This is a genomic window from Vibrio sp. STUT-A11, from assembly GCF_026000435.1.
In the GTDB taxonomy this organism is placed as follows: domain Bacteria; phylum Pseudomonadota; class Gammaproteobacteria; order Enterobacterales; family Vibrionaceae; genus Vibrio.
Genome location: NZ_AP026763.1, coordinates 2826282 through 2846439 on the forward strand (window position 1 = coordinate 2826282; position 20158 = coordinate 2846439).

At 45.1% G+C, this 20158-nt stretch carries 18 protein-coding genes; 6 read left to right on the forward strand and 12 right to left on the reverse strand.

Going from position 1 to position 20158, the window contains the following annotated elements:
* Positions 1–2 precede the first annotated feature (2 nt).
* Entirely contained in the window at positions 3–524 is a 522-nt protein-coding gene (rppH, locus tag OO774_RS13230; RefSeq protein WP_005381953.1) for an RNA pyrophosphohydrolase, read from the reverse strand.
* A gap of 617 nt (positions 525–1141) precedes the next feature.
* Between rppH and mutH the strand changes: the two genes are divergently transcribed.
* Entirely contained in the window at positions 1142–1822 is a 681-nt protein-coding gene (gene mutH, locus OO774_RS13235) for a DNA mismatch repair endonuclease MutH (protein ID WP_264903100.1), read from the forward strand.
* A gap of 17 nt (positions 1823–1839) precedes the next feature.
* On the opposite strand, the gene OO774_RS13240 is transcribed toward mutH, so the two are convergent.
* Entirely contained in the window at positions 1840–2151 is a 312-nt protein-coding gene (locus OO774_RS13240) for a DUF6482 family protein (protein ID WP_264903101.1), read from the reverse strand.
* 153 nt (positions 2152–2304) lie between these two features.
* Between OO774_RS13240 and OO774_RS13245 the strand changes: the two genes are divergently transcribed.
* Positions 2305–3339 carry an NADP(H)-dependent aldo-keto reductase gene (locus OO774_RS13245; protein WP_264903102.1) on the forward strand — a complete coding sequence of 345 codons (1035 nt, stop codon included), beginning with the start codon at positions 2305–2307 and terminating at the stop codon, positions 3337–3339.
* Between the two features lie 134 nt (positions 3340–3473).
* Here the strand turns inward: OO774_RS13245 and OO774_RS13250 are convergent, their stop codons facing one another.
* The 7 genes from OO774_RS13250 to xerD form a co-directional block, all read right to left on the reverse strand.
* Complete coding sequence (locus OO774_RS13250; RefSeq protein ID WP_264903103.1) at positions 3474–3725, reverse strand: DUF1127 domain-containing protein; 252 nt, start codon at positions 3723–3725, stop codon at positions 3474–3476.
* A 519-nt stretch (positions 3726–4244) separates the two neighbouring features.
* Positions 4245–5579 carry a cyclic-di-GMP-binding transcriptional regulator VpsR gene (vpsR, locus tag OO774_RS13255; protein WP_264903104.1) on the reverse strand — a complete coding sequence of 445 codons (1335 nt, stop codon included), beginning with the start codon at positions 5577–5579 and terminating at the stop codon, positions 4245–4247.
* Positions 5580–5821: 242 nt separating this feature from the next.
* On the reverse strand, positions 5822–7339 hold the full coding sequence (gene lysS, locus OO774_RS13260; RefSeq protein WP_264903105.1) for a lysine--tRNA ligase: 1518 nt from the start codon (positions 7337–7339) through the stop codon (positions 5822–5824).
* Between the two features lie 42 nt (positions 7340–7381).
* Positions 7382–8480, reverse strand: a protein-coding gene (gene prfB / locus OO774_RS13265) for a peptide chain release factor 2 (RefSeq protein ID WP_118117739.1) whose coding sequence is annotated in 2 segments (ribosomal slippage) — positions 7382–8404 and positions 8406–8480 — 1098 coding nt in all. Because the reading frame shifts where the segments join, the coding sequence is not laid out codon by codon here.
* A 160-nt stretch (positions 8481–8640) separates the two neighbouring features.
* On the reverse strand, positions 8641–10380 hold the full coding sequence (gene recJ / locus OO774_RS13270; protein ID WP_264903106.1) for a single-stranded-DNA-specific exonuclease RecJ: 1740 nt from the start codon (positions 10378–10380) through the stop codon (positions 8641–8643).
* Positions 10381–10424: 44 nt separating this feature from the next.
* On the reverse strand, positions 10425–11213 hold the full coding sequence (dsbC, locus tag OO774_RS13275; RefSeq protein WP_264903107.1) for a bifunctional protein-disulfide isomerase/oxidoreductase DsbC: 789 nt from the start codon (positions 11211–11213) through the stop codon (positions 10425–10427).
* Positions 11214–11272: 59 nt separating this feature from the next.
* The gene (gene xerD / locus OO774_RS13280; protein ID WP_264903108.1) at positions 11273–12190 is read right to left on the reverse strand and encodes a site-specific tyrosine recombinase XerD; all 918 of its coding nucleotides are present in this window, start codon (positions 12188–12190) and stop codon (positions 11273–11275) included.
* Between the two features lie 167 nt (positions 12191–12357).
* Here xerD and fldB point away from each other — a divergent pair, with 167 nt between their 5' ends.
* Positions 12358–12876 carry a flavodoxin FldB gene (fldB, locus tag OO774_RS13285; protein WP_264903109.1) on the forward strand — a complete coding sequence of 173 codons (519 nt, stop codon included), beginning with the start codon at positions 12358–12360 and terminating at the stop codon, positions 12874–12876.
* A gap of 87 nt (positions 12877–12963) precedes the next feature.
* Here the strand turns inward: fldB and brnQ are convergent, their stop codons facing one another.
* On the reverse strand, positions 12964–14274 hold the full coding sequence (gene brnQ / locus OO774_RS13290; protein WP_264903110.1) for a branched-chain amino acid transport system II carrier protein: 1311 nt from the start codon (positions 14272–14274) through the stop codon (positions 12964–12966).
* Between the two features lie 328 nt (positions 14275–14602).
* On the opposite strand from brnQ, the gene OO774_RS13295 reads away from it, so the two are divergent.
* Complete coding sequence (locus tag OO774_RS13295) at positions 14603–15322, forward strand: methyltransferase (protein ID WP_264903111.1); 720 nt, start codon at positions 14603–14605, stop codon at positions 15320–15322.
* A gap of 107 nt (positions 15323–15429) precedes the next feature.
* Complete coding sequence (gene srmB, locus OO774_RS13300) at positions 15430–16653, forward strand: ATP-dependent RNA helicase SrmB (protein WP_264903112.1); 1224 nt, start codon at positions 15430–15432, stop codon at positions 16651–16653.
* A gap of 63 nt (positions 16654–16716) precedes the next feature.
* On the opposite strand, the gene yaaA is transcribed toward srmB, so the two are convergent.
* Complete coding sequence (yaaA, locus tag OO774_RS13305; RefSeq protein ID WP_264903113.1) at positions 16717–17493, reverse strand: peroxide stress protein YaaA; 777 nt, start codon at positions 17491–17493, stop codon at positions 16717–16719.
* Between the two features lie 108 nt (positions 17494–17601).
* Positions 17602–19035, reverse strand: coding sequence for a sodium:alanine symporter family protein (locus OO774_RS13310; RefSeq protein ID WP_264903114.1), 1434 nt, complete (start codon positions 19033–19035; stop codon positions 17602–17604).
* Between the two features lie 724 nt (positions 19036–19759).
* Here OO774_RS13310 and OO774_RS13315 point away from each other — a divergent pair.
* A complete protein-coding gene (locus OO774_RS13315; RefSeq protein ID WP_014230839.1) occupies positions 19760–19945 on the forward strand; it encodes a DUF3545 family protein in 186 nt (61 codons plus the stop codon).
* The last annotated feature ends 213 nt before the right edge of the window (positions 19946–20158 follow it).

Below are 20158 nucleotides of genomic sequence, written 5' to 3' on the forward strand. Positions count from 1 at the left end.
GACTATCCTCTACGTTGCTTTTTTCTTTTCCCTTTCGCTTTTCTTTCTCGAAAAGGCATGGCTAAAGAAGCAAACTCTTTCATTGCACGACGGTAAACGTCTCGCTTGAAAGAAACAACTTGCCTAACTGGGTACCAATAACTTACCCACCGCCAACCATCAAATTCAGGGGATTTTCCGCGTTGCATATTGATGCGAGATTCATCGCATTCCAATCGCAGCAGAAACCATTTCTGTTTTTGGCCGATACAAACAGGCTTGGAGTCCCAACGCACCAATCGCTTTGGTAGTTTATATCTTAACCAATGACGACTTGTTGCAATGATTTTAACGTCTTTTTTCGTTAAACCGACTTCTTCATATAACTCCCTGAACATAGCCTGCTCAGGTGTTTCACCTTCGTCAATTCCACCTTGTGGAAATTGCCATGAGTGTTGCCCGTATCGTTTAGCCCAGAAGACCTGACCATGGTTATTACATATCACAATACCAACATTCAGTCGGTAACCATCGCCATCTATCACTGGCTAACCTCTATGAATAATTTTTTATTACCGTGATTTTTCCACATATCCCCATGACTAGCAAACTTACTGATGTGATATGAGCAAGATTTATTACTTTTCCACCACCATTGGATATCTTTTAGCCAGCAAATACTTTATCAACACAAGAGTGAGACATTGCCCACATTTATTCACCTTTTCTGTGAATAACTTTGTGAAGAATTCGAGGGCAAAAAATATTCCTGTTCAAAACAATCGCAAACGACCTCATTAATATTAATGATAAAAGTAAATAAATACATGATTAATATAATTTAAAATCCAACCCTAGTGATTAAACGACCACAAGACAACTGATGATCTTTTCACCAAAAACAGATCGGTCAAAGATCCATCAATGCACGATTTATCCACACTTATTAAGTGTACCTTCACGACATAGCCATAAAATCAAGCTTAAAAACCACTTAAAACCCCTGTTAATTCATCCAGCCCTGGCTTGGATCCCATGATACCCTGCCCATCTGTGGATAAGTTATGAATTGATCATTCTTAATCCACCTCGATTAAATCTTAAACAGTGATTTTTTACGGAATTTGTTAAACTGTGTGTTTTGAAAGTAACCCCAGTTATTATGAAACCAGAACCACAAACAGAATCGGAACTCATGGAACGTGCTCACGATATCGCAGGCCTCAGTTTTGCGGAACTCGCAGAAGAAGCTGATATGATCGTTCCTGATAATTTAAAGAGGGATAAAGGCTGGGTGGGTCAATTACTTGAATGGCATTTAGGTGCGCCAGCTGGAAGTAAACCCCAGCAAGACTTTTCCAAACTGGGGATCGAGTTAAAAAGTATTCCGATTGGTTATTCGGGCAGACCATTAGAAACGACTTTCGTCTGTGTTGCCCCTCTGACGGGAGTGCAAGGTCTTACATGGGAAACAAGCCACGTACGCAACAAACTCTCTCGTGTACTTTGGGTACCCGTTGAAGGCGAGCGAGAGATCCCTCTTGCAGAACGTCGAGTCGGCAGCCCTTTAATTTGGTCGCCCGACGAAGAAGAAGAACGTATTTTACGTAACGATTGGGAGGAGTTGATGGAAATGATCGTATTGGGTCAGTTTGATCAAATTTCCGCCAGACATGGAGAAGCGCTGCATTTACGCCCAAAAGCCGCCAATGCAAAAGCACAAACAGAAGCTTACAGCTCAAATGGTAAGCCAATAAAAACCCTGCCCCGAGGATTTTATCTCAGAACACAGTTTACTGAGCAGATTCTGCTAAAACACTACATCCATACACAATCTGAATGACAAATGATCTAAACGGCTTAGTGTGTGATGAGCGACAATTCAATATCACAATATGAGGCCACGCCATTGCTACCGCATTCGTCGTAGGCATTGTGTAGCCTCAAATATGCTTTGTCGAACCCTAACCTGAGCAGTTCTTCTTTCACCAATTCTAATGATCCGAAATGAATAGGATCTTCACCGTCTCTAATCGGCTCAAGTTGGTGTTTATATTCCACTGCTAGCAAATAGTCAGAGACATCAGAACAACCTATCACAAAGACCTTTGGCATTTTATAGCTGTCTTTATGATCACCATGTAGCCACATGTCCAATTGATGCTTCTGCATGATTCACCTCCTTTACCACTTGTTCTAAGTGTAGTTACGGTATGAAGAGCTTTCGAGTCATCTATGCCGCTAAACGTAAATCATTTGCGAGAGGGACTAAAAATCCCCTATATTGGAAGAACTTATTAAGTCGGTAACTCTCAAGGAAGTGAAATGCAATACACAAAACTACCGCACTCATCTCTCGAGATCAGTAAGATTTGTCTCGGAACGATGACGTTCGGAGAACAAAATACAGAAAAAGAAGCGTTTGAGCAGCTCGACTTTGCCCTGGATCATGGGGTGAACTTCATCGATACCGCTGAGATGTATCCGGTGCCACCACAAGCGTCGACACAAGGACTGACCGAACAATACATTGGAAATTGGCTAGCAAAATCAGGCAAACGAGAAAAAGTGGTTCTGGCCACGAAAGTGGCGGGGCCACGTACTCTACCTTATATCCGTGAAAATATGAGCCTGAATCGTCGCAATATTCACGATGCCATTGATACAAGCCTGGAGCGACTACAAACGGATTACGTTGATCTATACCAATTGCACTGGCCACAACGTCAAACCAACTGCTTTGGTCAACTCAATTACCCTTACCCAGACAAGCAAGAAGAAGTGACGTTAATCGAGACTCTGGAAGCGCTAACCGAATTGGTTAATGCAGGTAAAGTTCGTTATATCGGCGTATCAAATGAAACACCTTGGGGCGTAATGTCACTGCTGCGCTTAGCAGAAAAGCATGACTTACCGCGTATCGTTTCTATACAAAACCCTTATAACTTACTCAACCGCAGCTTTGAAGTGGGGTTATCAGAGATTAGCCACTACGAAGGCGTACAGCTATTAGCTTATTCTCCACTGGCATTTGGTTGCTTAACGGGTAAATACCTTAATGGAGCGAAACCAGAGGGCGCTCGCTGCACGAAATGGGAGCGCTTTGCGCGTTACTTCACACCGCAAGGCGTTAAAGCAACCGAAGCCTATGTCAACCTGGCGAGAGAACATGGTTTAGATCCAGCACAAATGGCACTGGCATTTGTGAATCAGCGTCCGTTTGTTGCTTCCAATATTATTGGTGCGACTAACCTCGACCAGTTAAAAGCCAATATTGATAGTATTGATCTTCAGCTCAGCGAAGAACTGTTAACGGAAATTCAGGCGATTGGCACAACCTACTCCAACCCTTGCCCATAAAATGAAACAGGCTGACCTTCAAGGTCAGCCTGTGAAGCACTATTTAAAGTAACTCCGTTGAACTCTGGATTTATAGCGTGCTGAGCTGGTCTAGCGTATGTATAGCAAACAAACGAAGCCCAACACGCTATCAATTACGTCGGTATTCGCGCAGTTAAAACACGACGAAGATGACGAACTCGACGTTCTACTTTCACAGTATCTGGAACAGTTGCTCGGGTAGAACGACCTTCCGGATCCAGACCAATATCTTTCAACAGATGCACATTAGTCCACGGAATATCATGAGCAGAACGGCGTACTTTCCTCTGCCATTCTTTTTCTTCACGTCTTAGGTCTGCTTTTAAAAGTAGAGTAGCAAGTTTCAAGTAGATAGAGTGACGCATAATAATTTCTCCAATTATCGATAAAAGTCGACTGGGAAAAATAGTGCGCAGAAAACAGATTGATCTGTGGTACTAAGCCGCCATTTTTCCGCAGCCTAGTAAAAATAAGATAGGTTACGGGTTAATTTTTATCTCGTGAGTCAATGGTATTAATATCTGCCGATTTTAGAGGTGTCGGTACGATAGAAATACGATCAGCGCAAGTCATGGTGTTATCAACGTAATGTTTCATCTTGCGCCTCCTAGCTAAAAATTAATCCGTTTGTGAAATGGTATAACTCTTTGAGTTACGGTTAAATTGTAAGCGATGGCGTTTATTTATCAAACAATTTTTACCTTCTCGATAAAAAACAAATCAATCACCTAAAGTTAAGTTGCATATGTTTTTTTGAATAACATATTCATCTGAGGAATATATAAATCTTCGAATTTTATAAATCGTAAATACAAAAATAACAAAAGCGACCATTGGCCGCTGTTGTTATTTCAATCTAATGAGAATCAATGAAGATACATGGCCTAAATAGGTTGGTCCGAAATTAAATTATGTTTGTTGAGAAGACGGTACATGGTTGCGCGCGAAACACCTAACTCCTTAGCGGCATTAGAAACTTGACCTGAATGCGATTCCAAGACGACAAGCAATGCATCGCGTTCGCTTCTCTCACGAATCGATTTCAAGCTACGCTTGGAGTCATTTCGTTGAGGCAAATCTAAATGATGCGCGTCAATCACAACACTGTCTGACATTAATACTGCACGTTTCACCTGATTCATCAGCTCGCGTACATTGCCCGGCCAGAAGTAACGCATCAGTGCTTTTAATGCATCTTCCGAGAAGCTTTTTGCTTGTGAGTTGTACTCCTTTGAAAACTCTTGCAAGTAATAGCGTGCCAGTAGCGCAATGTCACTGGCACGCTCTTTCAGGCTAGGAACGCTAATTCGTAACACGTTGATGTAATGATAAAGCTCTTCGTTGAAGTCGCCGTTGATCAGTGCTTTTTCTACATCAGAAGAGTTCGCCGCAAGAATACGAACGTTGACACTTTTCACTCCATCAGGGGTTTCTACTGTGCCTTCCTGTAAAAATCTCAACAAGTTCATTTGTTGCTGTTTCGAGATGGTAAGAACGTCATTAAAGAGCACAGTACCGCCATCAGCCTGTTCCAATAAGCTTGGACCCGTCTCGCGGTTCGCTGCAACGCCAAACACTTCAGCCTGGAACCTCTGCTCATTCAAAGCTCGGCAATTAATCGACATAAACGGCTTGTGAGAGCGGGAAGATACCTTGTGAATCGCTCGGGCAACCGCTTCTTTTCCCGTACCGCTTTCTCCAGAAATAAGAATACTGACGTCGGTTGGACCGATACGTTTCACCTGATCACGCAGACGTTTCATTGGAATAGATTCACCTATCAAGCCTATATCCAGACAGTTACCGAAGCTTGGCCACACTTTCTTTTCTAATTTAAGCATACCCAGTTGGTGGCCGATGGTGCTTAATAGTTGCGCATCAGGAATTGGGGCAGTGAAAAAGTCGATACAAAAATTGACGATAAACTGGCAGATAGTATCTGCCCCCAACTGCGATTCTCTGATGAACGCTAGCCAGCGCACATGTTTATGAGAACTTACCAAGTTAGCCAAACCGTTTAAGCTGAATTCATCATGGCTGAGGTCGACGATACCAATACATGGTCCAATATCTTCCAGCAACGCATTGGCTTTACGTAAATCACCCACCTGGTGACACTTCCAGCCAACTTGCTCCAACACTGACAACCAAGGCTCATACGTGCCACCTACGACGACAAGCGACCCCGGAATGGAATCCATCTTAAACTGCCCAGCCATTCTCTAACCCTTACTATTTATTGTTGATAACATATTGGCGAAAAGCCCATCTTTGCGAACGGGTACCATTATCGAGACTCCGATCGTTCAAGTCTGTCTCAATATTAAGACTATGCAATAGATTGAATTTTGGCGAATACTTATATGCATATCCTATAAGGGATATAGTGCAATTGCTTGAATTTTTAAATAGATGGCAAAAAAAAACCACCCGAAGGTGGTTTATTACGTTCTCTACACGATTAGGCTTGTGGACGCATCGCAGGGAACAGAATCACGTCACGAATCGTGTGCGTGTTGGTAAATAGCATCGCCAGACGGTCGATACCGATACCCTGACCTGCTGTTGGCGGAAGGCCGTGCTCAAGTGCAGTGATGTAGTCTGCATCGTAGAACATCGCTTCGTCATCGCCCGCGTCTTTCGCGTCAACTTGTGCTTTAAAGCGTGCGTCTTGGTCTTCAGCATCGTTAAGCTCTGAGAAACCGTTCGCCACTTCACGACCACCGATAAAGAACTCGAAACGGTCAGTGAAGAATGGGTTGTTATCGCTACGACGTGCCAGTGGCGAGATATCCGCTGGGTAGCCAGTGATGAATGTTGGTTGAATCAGTTGAGGCTCAGCCGTTTCACCAAAGATTTCTTCAAGAAGCTGACCACATGTCCAGAACGTTTCCACTTCAACGTGTACTGATTTCGCAATCGCAACCATCTTCTCACGGTCTTGTAGATCCGCTTCTGTTAGCGCCTGGATTTCTGCGTGTTCTGGGTTGTAGTGTTTGATCGCTTCAAACATGCTCATGCGCGCGTAAGTACCACCGAATTCAACCGTCTCTTCACCGTATGGCATTGATGTTGAACCCAGAACTTCCATCGCTACCGTGCTTAGCATCTCTTCAGTCAGATCCATCAGATCTTTGTAGTCAGCGTAAGCTTGGTAGAATTCCATCATTGTGAATTCTGGGTTGTGGCGAGGAGAAAGACCTTCGTTACGGAAGTTACGGTTGATCTCGAATACGCGGTCAAAGCCACCCACAACCAGACGCTTCAGGTACAGCTCTGGAGCAACACGCAGGAACATATCGATGTCCAGCGCGTTGTGGTGAGTGATAAATGGACGTGCCGTCGCACCACCAGGGATCACGTGCATCATCGGCGTTTCCACTTCTAGGTAGCCTTTTGAGCTCATAAAGTTACGAATCGCAGACACTAGCTTAGAGCGAATGATGAACGCCTGACGTGAATCTTCGTTCACGATTAGGTCTACGTAACGTTGGCGGTAACGCATTTCCTGGTCAGTCAGACCGTGGAATTTTTCTGGTAGAGGACGTAGCGCTTTGGTTAGCAGTTCGTACTCTTCCATGTTCACGTATAGGTCGCCTTTACCAGACTTGTGCAGTGCACCTTTCACACCGATGATGTCACCGATGTCCAGACCTTGGTATTTTGCCTTAAGCTCTTTCTGTACGTCTTTTGCTGCGTACGCCTGAATGCGGCCAGAAGTCTCTTGGATAACTAGGAAAGGACCACGCTTAGCCATAATACGGCCAGCGATTGCAACAACGTGGTTAAGCTCTTCTAACTCTTCCTTTGTCTTCTCACCGAACTCTTTTTGAAGGTCGCCCGCTAATGCGTCACGACGGAAGTCGTTTGGGTGGCCGTTTGCTTTGCAGCTCTTACGAATCTCGTCCAGTTTCGCGCGGCGTTCTGCAATTAGCTTATTCTCTTCTTGTGCGTTGTCGTTTTGAACAGCATCAGTCATTTTTCGATGTATCCTGTTTCGATTTGAGTGTCGATGAAAAGCTTAAAGACCTGATTTCAGGCTAGCTTCAATAAATTTGTCTAGGTCGCCGTCAAGAACCGCTTGCGTGTTACGGTTTTCAACGCCAGTACGTAAATCTTTGATACGTGAGTCATCCAGAACGTAAGAACGGATCTGGCTGCCCCAACCGATGTCAGATTTCGCATCTTCATTTGCTTGCTTCTCAGCATTCTGTTTTTGAAGTTCAAGTTCAAACAGTTTTGCACGAAGCTGCTTCATTGCTTGATCTTTGTTCTTATGCTGAGAACGGTCATTCTGACACTGAACCACTGTGTTGGTTGGAACGTGGGTAATACGTACCGCAGACTCTGTGGTGTTAACGTGCTGACCACCCGCACCAGACGCTCGGTAAACGTCGATACGTAGATCGGACGGGTTAATGTCGATATCAATGTTGTCATCAATCTCTGGGTAAACAAACGCAGAAGCAAATGACGTATGACGACGGCCGCCTGAATCAAATGGCGATTTACGAACCAAACGGTGAACGCCGGTTTCTGTGCGTAACCAACCGTATGCGTACTCACCAGAGATACGAACCGTTGCTGATTTCAGACCCGCAACTTCACCTTCTGATACTTCGATCACTTCCGCTTTAAAGCCTTTTGCTTCAGCCCAGCGTAAGTACATACGTAGCATCATGTTGGTCCAGTCTTGAGCTTCTGTACCGCCCGAGCCTGCTTGCAAGTCGATGTAGCAATCAGAGCTGTCGTGGTCGCCAGCGAACATACGACGGAACTCAAGCTGCTCTAGCTTCTCTTCTAGCTCAGCAAGTTCTGGTTCGATTTCGTCAAACGTTTCTTGATCTTCTTCTTCAACCGCAAGCTCCAGAAGACCTTCAACGTCTTCTACACCTTGCTCTAATTGGTCGATAGTTTCAACAACCGCTTCGAGTGATGCACGCTCTTTACCCAGTGCTTGTGCACGTTCAGGTTCGTTCCATACATCTGGTTGTTCTAGTTCTGCGTTTACTTCTTCTAGACGCTCTTTCTTTGCGTCATAGTCAAAGATACCCCCTCAGGACATTTGTGCGCTCAGACACGTCCTGTAGACGGTTTTTAATTGGATTGATTTCAAACATGTTTACTCAACATTTTAGAATAGAATTTAACCGAGGAATTCTACTGAAAAATGTGACGGAGATACAGGAAAATTTCGAATGGAAGGTCAGATTGCGACAAGATAAGCACGGCCTCGCACATGCAGGAGACCGTACTCGATATTAAAGAAAAGCTTAGGTACTACTTCGCTTCAATGTGATCAATCATCAGTTGCAGAGATTGATTGCCTCGGAATTCGTTCACGTCCAGCTTATAGGCTAAGCGCACCGTTTTGACGGAGGCGTCCGGCCAGCGTCGCAAATCAACATTGAACGCAATACCATCAATCATCACGTTGGTTGGATGACCTTTATGCAGTGGCTCTAACATCAGTTTCAGGTGTTTTTCGCCCACGAGTTTTTGATGTAATACTTTAAACTCACCATCAAAAACCGGTTCAGGGAACGCCTGACCAAATGGGCCACCAGCACGCAGCAACTCAGCAACATGCATGGAGAACTCTTCTGGCTTAAGTTCGCCATCAGACAGAATCACACCTTTTAGCGCGGCATCATCAAGTTCTTGCTTCACCACTTCGTCGAATAAACGACTAAAACGCTCAAAGTCCTGCTCTTTAATGGTTAATCCGGCCGCCATCGCGTGGCCACCGAACTTGATGATCAAGCCCGGGTTTTGCGTATCGATAAAATCGAGTGCATCGCGCATGTGCAGACCGGGAATCGAACGGCAAGAACCTTTGATCGTCCCTTCACCGCCATCAGCAAACGCGATCACCGGGCGATGAAACTTCTCTTTGATACGCGAGGCAAGAATACCAATCACACCCTGATGCCAGTCGCGTTGAAACAGAGCCAAACCGTAGGGTAGCTCACTGTTCTCACCAAACTGCAGGCGTTCACAAAAGGCCATCGCCTCCTGCTTCATCCCTTCCTCGATCTCTTTGCGGGTTTGGTTGAGACCATCAAGTTCATTGGCCATTCGGCGTGCAGCATGGATGTTATTACACATCAGTAACTCAACCCCGAAAGACATGTCATCCAAACGACCTGCCGCGTTAATCCGCGGACCAAGAGCAAAGCCAAAGTCAGACGCCACCAGACGGCGGGCATCACGCTTGGCGACTTCAATCAGAGCCTGAATCCCCGGCCGCGCTTTACCAGCACGAATGCGCTGTAAGCCTTGATGAACCAGAATGCGGTTATTTTCATCCAGCGGCACGACATCCGCAACGGTGCCTAACGCAACCAGATCAATCAGTTCCATCAGTTTTGGCTCTTGTATTCCTTGCTCGGCAAACCAGTTCAGTTTGCGCATGTGCACACACAACGCCATCATCAGATAGAACGCAACCCCAACCCCTGCTAAAGCTTTGGATGGAAACGCGCAGCTTTCCAGGTTTGGGTTCACCATGGCATCCACATCTGGAAGTACTTGTCCTGGCAAGTGATGGTCGGTAACCAGTACCGTAATGCCATTTTCTTTCGCATAACGAACCCCTTCAATCGACGAGACCCCGTTGTCCACGGTCATGATCATCTCAGCGCCAAGTTCCAGAGCTTGATCTACCACTTCCGGGCTCAAACCGTATCCGTCTTCAAAACGGTTTGGTACTAAGTAATCCACATTGGCACTACCTAACATGCGCAGTGCCAGCACAGACAACGCAGAACTGGTCGCGCCATCGGCGTCAAAATCGCCGACGATTATAATGCGCTTTTGTTCCTGAATCGCCTGGAATAACAGTGCCACTGCTTGCTCAATACCACCCAATTTTTGATACGAGTGTAAACCACGCGCTGAGGTTTCCAGCTGTGCCATATCCGTGATGCCACGATTGATATAGATGCGCTTCAAAATTGGGGGGATGGAATCCGGCAGCAGGGAAAGATCCGGCTCCGGACGTCGTTGAATTTCTATCATGCTTGAAAAGAGCCAGCGGTACTGCTGGCTCTGCTCCTAAAGGATTATTGTTGCTTTAAACGGTTTAGTAGATCGGCTGGAGGCAGATAGCCGCCCACCATTTCACCGCCTGGCAGGAAGATGGCAGGTGTACCAGAAATACCAAGTTGTCGACCTACATTGTAGTGTGCCTGAACCGTTTCTTTACACTGATTCAAGTCCTTCGCAGGGTTGTCGAAAGTACGATTTACTTTCGCATTGTGGATAGCAGCTTTCGGATCCTCTGCACACCATATTGTTGCCATTTGATCAGCAACTGGCCCTGTCGCGCCTTGACGTGGGTACGCCATGTAACGTACGGTAATGCCTAAGTCATTGTAACCCTGCATTTGATTGTGCAGACGCACACAGTATCCGCAGGTAATATCGGTAAATACGGTCACCACATACTTCTCATTATCAGCCTTGAACTCAATCATGCTGTCAGAAAATTCTGCAATCTTCGCAGCATTGAGTGGTGCCTGACGCTCAGCCAGCACATCTTTATAACCACCATTTTCATCAATCGCGTATAGTGTACCTGCAATAAAATGATTGCCATCATTTGAAGCAAACAAAACCCCACCATTGGTTTGAATTTCTAACAAACCGGTGACGTCTGAAGGCTGGATATCAACTATGGATAATCCTAATTTTGAAAATTTTGCTTTTAGTGCAGCTTCATCAAAGTTTTGTTGTGCCGTAGAGGCAACTTGTTGTGCAGGAGTTTCCGTTTTAGCCTGACTTTCTTCCGCCCCACAAGCGGTAACAAAAAAGGGTAAAGTCAGCAGAGTTAGTCGGCGTAATACGCTCATTAAAATCACCTTAAAAATACGTTCTTTCATCCATGAGACCAGGATGGATACAACCATCATTATGCTCTTGGGTGGTGTTGACTGTGGATCTGCTTCAATCGCTCAGTCGCCACGTGAGTATAAATTTGCGTAGTCGATAAGTCACTATGCCCTAACAGCATCTGTACGACCCTGAGATCTGCGCCATAGTTCAGTAAATGTGTTGCAAACGCGTGGCGAAGCACATGCGGCGATAACTGTTCGGTATCGATCTCCGCAATCACAGCATAGTATTTAATTCGATGCCAGAACGTTTGACGAGTCATTTGCCGGGCACGCTTACTTGGAAAAACCACATCCGAAGAGGTCTCTCCCAGCAGTGCTGGCCGACCTTGCTGAATAAAGGTTTCAATCCAGTCCACGGCGTTTTCCCCCATCGGTACCAAGCGCTCTTTTCCGCCTTTACCCGTTACGCGAACCACACCCTGACGCAAACTGACATTTTCCATCGTCAGACTCACCAATTCAGTCACACGAAGTCCAGTTGCGTAAAGTAACTCTAGCATCGCTTTATCTCGCAACTCCACAGGGTCATTCGGATCAGGCGCATCCAATAATGCATCAACCTGTTCTTCGCTGATATCTTTCGGCAAACGCTGCGGGAGCTTAGGGCTGACCAACAAGGCGCTGGGATCATCAGCACGTACTTTTTCACGATGAAGATACTGAAACAGACGACGAATGGCCGATAGCATTCGGGCACGGGAAGTCTGTTTGTAATCCAAATCAACTAAGTAGCTCTGGTACTCTTGAAGCCCCGATAAGCTGATAAAATCAAGACGGTAACGCTGTTGCTCCATCCATGTGAGCAGTTTGATCAGATCATTTCGGTATGAAGCTAAGGTGTTCTCAGACAGTCCACGCTCCATCCACATCGCGTCTAAGAATTGCTCCACAAAGGCAAAGTCTTGTTGATTGACAGGCAGTTGTGCTGTCATTCGCGCTTCCTTTTTTATTTTTCTATAACCCCTGAGGGTAAGGCAGCCCCAGTTTGAATGCCATAAAAAATTAGCTTAGTAAGAGATTCTCCACGATATTCGCTGCATTCACAGGCGGTTTAAGGTTAAAATCCTCCACAACAGCAACATAAAATACGACGAATATAATGAAAATCGGACTCTTTTACGGCTCTACGACCTGTTATACCGAAATGGCAGCAGAGAAAATTCGTTCCATCATTGGAGAAGATCTTGTCGACATTCACAATGTGAAAGAGACACCGCTAGCTTTGATGGCAGACTACGATTTATTGCTCATTGGTATTTCCACCTGGGACTTTGGTGAAATCCAAGAGGACTGGAGTGCCATTTGGCAAGACATCGCAACAACGCCATTAAAAGGGAAAGTGGTGGCATTATTTGGCCTGGGTGATCAGGAAGGCTACGGTGAATGGTACCTGGATGCCATGGGTCTGCTCCATGATGAACTGAAAGCAACAGGCGCACAATTTATCGGCTACTGGCCTAATCAAGGCTATGAGTTCGAGGCATCTAAAGCACTGACCGAAGATGGCAGCCAGTTTGTAGGCCTGGCATTAGATGAAGATTCTCAGTACGACTTGAGTGACGAACGCATTGAGAAATGGTGTGAGCAAGTGCTGGTCGAGTTCCACGATACATTGTAATCAGCTATTTGATGTTCCGCTTCGCAGAAAAAACAAAGCCCGATGAATGACTTCATCGGGCTTTTTGTTATTCGTCGCTCAGCGAACTTACGCTATTTCTTCTACCATTTCATTTTTAGGTTTAGAAATAAAGAACATACAAACGATCGCAGCAAGCGTTGGTAGAACCCAACCCATACCGATTTCAAACAGAGGCAGCATATTGAACGCAGAAACATCCATACCTGCTACTTTTGCTGCATCTAGTAACGCAAACAACAAAGAAACAAGCAGTACTGCACGGTAAGCAAAGCGAGTGTTAGGCAGTTTGCTACGCACAAACGTTAACGCTACCAATGCAATCGCGACAGGATACAGTGCAAACAACACAGGAACAGACAAAGAAATCAACTGCGCAAGACCCACGTTGGCAACCAACGCACACACAGAACCGTTAACCAGTACCCAGTGCTTGTAAGACAGCGATGTTTTAGAGCTGAAGAAATCAGAACACGCCGAGATAAGGCCGATAGCCGTGGTTAAACATGCCAGTAAGACGATCACAGAAAGAACGATTTGACCATAAGGACCAAACAGTGCCTGAACGTATTGGCTCAGAACCAAACCACCGTTGTCTGCGCCCGCAGCAACCGATGCACTGGTAGCACCTAAATAGAACAGTGAAATGTACACGAACGCCAGACCTGCCGCTGCAATACAGCCAGCAAAAATCAGGTATTTCGTTGTTGCTGCGCGCTCTGTAATGCCTTTACCACGAAGCGCATCTACCATAAGCATACCGAACATCAGTGACGCGAAGGTATCCATGGTGTTGTAACCTTCTAGAAAGCCTTTGGTCAGTGGTTGAGTTAAGTACTCACCTGTTGCACCGATCATTTCACCCTGAGGATCAATAAACACAGCGAGAGCCAGGACAATCAGACCAACAAACAAGACAGGAGTCAGTACTTTACCTATCAGGTCGATCAAGCGTCCCTGGAACCATGAAAATAGCATCGCAACGACAAAAAAGATCACGGAGAAAGCGGTCAGGTTTGTTTGAGAGGCTTCAATAAAAAATGGCTTAATGGCCATCTCATAAGCGACCAGGCCTGTACGAGGAGCAGCAAATGCCGGACCAATAATAATGAAAATCAGAGCCGCCATCACAACCGCCGCTTTTTTCGGCAGGTCTTGTGTTAAATGATCCCAAGTTCCGCCTGCCACAGCAATAGCAACGATAGTAATAAGAGGTAAACCTACCGCTGTTAGCAAGAAACCGAACATAGCTGGCATGAGGTTTTCACCGGCCAATTGGCCAGCCAGCGGTGGAAAGATGATGTTGCCAGCACCTAAAAAGAACGCAAACAGCATAAAGCCGATTGCGATAATATCTGTTAGTTTTAACGTCTGTTTCACAGATACCCCTTGTCTAAAAATGTGTGAATGTTGTGTATGCATCGACCACTTATTGAGTCTTTGTTATTAACAGGTACTCGTGGTTCAATCTAAAAATAGCGCCGCATAATGACGAAAGAATCATCATTTGGCAACCTGCGAGGGAAAAACACCATATTAATTTATGTTTAGAACAAAAAACCAGTTAATCTAACCAGTACAAAGAAAAAAACTAGAAATTTATCTCGATCAAATAACGATACAATTTACTAACCTACAAAATAACAAACCAAACAATTAATAAACATCAGATGAAAGCACTGAAATATAGAGCATATATGAAATAATTATGAACGGTGGGAAATTTAAAACTAAGAGCTTCAAGTTTAAGCGTTTTTTCATCGAAGGTGGCGAAAGTGGTATGCCTGTCAGTACCGATGGCGTGATGCTTGGTGCCTGGATTGAAAGCCCTGAAGATGCTGAGATACTCGATATTGGAACAGGTACTGGCTTGCTGGCATTAATGTGCGCCCAACGTTTTAGCCAGGCTCAGATAACCGCACTGGATATTGAAGCAACGGCAATTACTACAGCTTCGAGCAACTTCACTCAATCGCCTTGGAAAGAGAGATTGTGTGTGCTTCACACAGATGTATTGAGCTTCACGCCCGCTAAGTTATTTCAGCGAATCATTTGTAACCCGCCCTATTTCAATAGTGGAGAGCAATCCAAACAGAGTCAGCGAGCGACGGCAAGACACACCGACTCTCTGCGCCATGACGCCCTGCTTCAACGGTGTTACCAACTGTTAGAAGAAGATGGAAAAGCCAGCTTTGTACTGCCTATCACCGAAGGTGAGCAGTTTATTAAATTAGCATTGCAACAAGGTTGGCATTTATCTCGCCTTTGCCGAGTGCAGCCATCAGAGAAAAAGCCAGTGCATCGCTTGTTGTTTGAGTTGGCGAAGCAGCCTTGCGATACTCAAGAATCACACTTGATCGTTCACTCATCAGACGGATACAGCGACAATTTTGTCCAGCTAACCCGAGAGTTTTATCTTAAGATGTGAAATAACATGTGATCCTTATCACCAATCACTTTATAATGTGCGACCTTTTCGTATTTTAAGCTGTTGCGGCGGACCATTAACCAAGCCTTGCTTGTGGAGAACTCATTGTGATCAGAACTTTTGCTGAACTTGATCTAGACCCTAACCTACTTGATGCCATTGAAGATATGGGCTTCGATCGCCCAACAAAAGTCCAGGCAGAAGCAATCCCACAAGCGCTGGATGGTCGTGACATTCTGGCGTCGGCACCCACTGGTACAGGTAAAACTGCGGCATTCGTACTGCCAGCACTGCAATACCTGCAAGATTTCCCGCGCCGTAAACCTGGACCAGCGCGTATTCTGATCCTAACTCCAACTCGTGAGTTGGCGATGCAGGTAGCGGACCAAGCCCGAGCACTGGCGAAAAATACTAAGCTCAATATTTTTACCATCACTGGTGGTGTTCAGTACCAAGAGCACGCCGATATTCTTGCTACCACGCAAGACATCGTTGTTGCGACACCAGGTCGTCTGCGAGAATATATCGACGCTGAACGCTTCGATTGCCGTGCGATTGAATGGTTAATCCTTGACGAAGCCGACCGCATGCTAGACATGGGCTTTGCGCCAACAGTCGATCGTCTATCGAACGAGTGCCGCTGGCGTAAGCAAACTCTTCTATTCTCTGCAACATTAGAAGGCAGAGGCGTTGAAGGCTTCACGGCTGATCTACTCAAAGAGCCTGCAGAGATCGATGCAAAATCACCACTACGTGAGCGTAAGAAGATCGCACAATGGTATCACCGTGCGGACAATGCAGAGCATAAACTCGAGCTACTCAAGCACATCATCACAGAGCAAGCAGAACGTACAATCGTCTTCCTCAAGACGCGCGAACGTCTGGCTGAACTGCGTGGCCAACTTGAAAGCGCACAGATTCCATGTTCATGGATCCAGGGCGAAATGCCTCAAGATCGTCGTAACAATGCGATTGCACGTTTCCGTGATGGCACAGTTAACGTCCTGCTTGCAACCGACGTTGCCGCTCGTGGTATCGACCTTCCTGATGTGTCACACGTGATCAACTATGACTTGCCACGTACAGCAGATGTTTACCTGCACCGTATTGGTCGTACTGCTCGTGCTGGTAAAAAAGGTAACGCTATCTCAATTGTCGAGGCGCACGACCAGCCAATGATGGATCGCGTCGCTCGTTACGTTAAAGAAGACATCAAAGAGCGTTTCATCAAAGAGATGCGTCCAAAACACAAAAAACCGGTGTTTAAGAAGAAAAAGAAAAAAGACGACAAGAAGAAAACAGCGAAAAAGAAAGTCGCTAAGAAGAAGTAAGTTTATACCCAAATAGTGAAAGGGTTGGCAATGCCAACCCTTTTTTGTATCCGGAGTTTGAGCTTAGTTCTGCTCTTCGCGTTTGAAAACCAGCTCTGTTGGCGTCGACTCTTCTTCGACGAAGTAGTATCCCGCCGTATCAAACTTAGTCAGGTCAGCGACACTCTCAATTCGATTTTCGATAATGTAACGCGCCATCATGCCACGCGCTTTTTTAGCGTAGAAGCTGATCACTTTGTATTGACCATTTTTACAATCTTTAAAGATTGGCGTGATCACTTGAGCATCAAGGTTCTTTGGTTTCACCGCCTTAAAGTACTCGTTTGATGCCAGGTTAATCAGCACATTATCGCCTTGGGCTACAATCGCTTCGTTGAGCTTGTCAGTGATGACATTGCCCCAAAACTGGTACAAGTTAGCTCCTTTGTCGTTGGCAAGCTTAGTACCCATTTCCAGACGATATGGTTGCATCAAATCTAATGGTTTCAACAAACCATAAAGGCCAGATAGCATACGCAGATGATCTTGAGCGTAATCAAAGTCAGCTTCAGACAAGCTTTCAGCTTCAAGACCCGTATAAACATCACCTTTGAACGCTAGGATCGCCTGACGTGAGTTTTCAGTCGTGAAAGTTTCACTCCACTCCTGGAATCGACCTACGTTCAAATCTGCGATTTTGTCGCTCACCTTCATCAATGATGAGACATCAGCAGGCGTCAGTTTACGGCAAACTTCAATCAGCTGTTTGGAATATTCAATTAACTCAGGTTGAGTAAACTTTTCCGTTGCTAACGGAGACTCATAATCCAGTGTCTTAGCAGGAGAAACTACGATAAGCATGACTTTAACTCTATCCTTTTAATTTTATATACCGTTAAGGGTACAAAAAAAGCCATGCATTGTCTGCATGGCTTTTTGAATCGTGCTGATAGTTTTTAACTATGACACTTAGTCTTTTTTATCGTTGTACCAGATGCCTTCTTCCAGCTGAGACTTCAGCTCAGGGAAGTCGTTGGCATCAAATGTTGGTACCTTACCTGCATCTAGCTGACGGTTGTAGTCTTTAGCCAGCTTGATAACAATGCCCGATAGCAAAATAATCGCTACCAAGTTCACAATCGCCATTAGACCCATTGACACATCGGCCAACGACCATACAACTGGCAGGGAAGCCATCGCACCAAACATCACCATACCTAAGAAGACAATACGGAATACGCTAATGCCGGCTTTATGGTTATGCTCCAGGAAAACCAAGTTCGTCTCTGCATATGAGTAGTTTGCAATGATCGATGTAAACGCGAAGAAGAAGATTGCCACTGCAACGAAAATGCCACCCCAGTCACCAACTTGTGAGCTCAATGCGCGCTGTGTCAGTTCGATGCCAGTAACTTCTGTCGCCTGACCTACGTATTCACCAGACATCAGGATAATCGCTACCGTCGAAGAACAGATCACGATCGTATCCATAAACACACCCAGCATCTGAACATAACCCTGAGACGCAGGGTGCGGCGGGTACGGTGTTGCAGATGCTGCAGCGTTTGGCGCAGAACCCATACCAGCTTCGTTCGAGAATAGGCCTCGTTTTACACCGTTAATCATCGCTTGTGCGATAGCGTAGCCTAAACCACCTGCCGCTGCTTCTTGTAGGCCAAAGGCACTCTTAACAATCAGAGTAAGTACCGCAGGAAGCTTCTCGATATTTGCGAACATCACCACTAGCGCGAGCGCAAGGTAAAGCAGAGCCATAAGTGGAACAATCATCTCTGCGACTTTAGCGATACGTTTGATACCACCAAAGATAACCGCAGCAGACAAGCCAACAACAGCGATACCCACATAGAGAGAGTTCCAGCCAAATGCCGTATTCATCGCATTTACAATAGAGTTAGCTTGAACCGCGTTGAACACCAAACCAAAAGCGATAATCAGGAGAACCGAGAACAATACGCCCATCCAGCGCATGCCCAGGCCTTTTTCCATGTAGTAAGCAGGGCCACCACGGTAGTTGCCATCATCATCTTTGGTTTTGTATAGCTGTGCCAGAGTGCTCTCTGCAAACGAGGTTGCCATACCTAACATGGCAATCAGCCACATCCAGAAGATAGCACCAGGGCCACCCGCTGTTAGTGCTACAGCAACACCAGCCATATTACCAGTACCAACACGTGCGGCAAGACTGGTACAAAGTGCTTGGAAAGAAGAAATACCAGCTTTGTCTGCTTTACGACTGTTCTTTAGAACCGAAAACATGTGTCCGAAGTGGCGGAACTGAATAAACCCCAATCGAAAGGTGAAGTAAATACCAACACCAACAAGAAGATAAACCAGAATCGATCCCCAAAGTAGATCGTTCATCAAATTGATTAAGTCTGTCATGCGTACCTCAAAGTGAGTTGCGCTGGTCTATGCTTCCTAGCCATCCACCAGATTGCCTGCTAAGTGTCAAAGTGTGCTTAGCTAATTAAATAGTGTTTGTTTTTAAGGGCAATCTAGAATCGTAAATGTCGCTTCATGCATCCATTTTACGTACCAGCGTATTTTTTGACGGGCGGATAATGCAATCTGGAGACGCAAAAATCAATATGAACATGAGTGCGCAATATTGTTATTTTTCACTATAAAGTCACCAAAAAATAACATAATCAGAAGATTAACATGCCACAAATCGCAACATTTACCTCACCGGAATGCAACAAAAGTAATTAAGCCATAACCAAAGCTGTTTCACTCTATGATTCCGGTGCAAAGCTAGTATTCATAAGGTGTAACAGAAAGTTACCCCCCTAACATTTTCGCTAGTCGCACACTATTTAATCAAAGTCGTTTTATGCAACTTTAACCTTGGCTATATGCTCTACTGGAGAGTTTTTCATTAACACGGAAAAAATCATCATTTAATCGTTTTTACAGGCTCGTTTGGGCACTTTTTATGCAAGGGTACGAAAGTAAAGTGTGATTATCGAAGTGTTTTTGCACGAAAATGTCATGATACGGACACAATTTCGAAATATGTCATGGCTATTCTCACAATTATTGTGGTAATTAAAAATCTCCACATGGAGTGGTTACAACAGTTTATTTAAACAAGGTAAGGTGGCTTATGGACGGCTTTCAACTAGATGACATTTTTAATCTGGATACTACCTCAACAACCAAATCTCGTGCCAAACCAATGAAACGTAAATGGCGAGAAATAGAAGAGATGAACGACAGACGCAACTTATTGAAAGAACTGCGGGAACTCGATGTCTGTAATGACTACAACCTAGACGACATTAAACTCTAATTCGAACAAAAGGCACCTCATGGGTGCCTTTTGTTATTTGGTATAGAGCGAAGATTAAGGGTGCCACAGGTGCTTTGGGTTCGCTTACACCCAATTCTCACATAGTGATAATTATCTGTATGTGACCTCCGCATTCAAACGAAGTTTTATTTGTATTAAATTCTTATTTGGTAAGAAAAACGACATACAAACCCGAGCAAACGCCTCATTTAC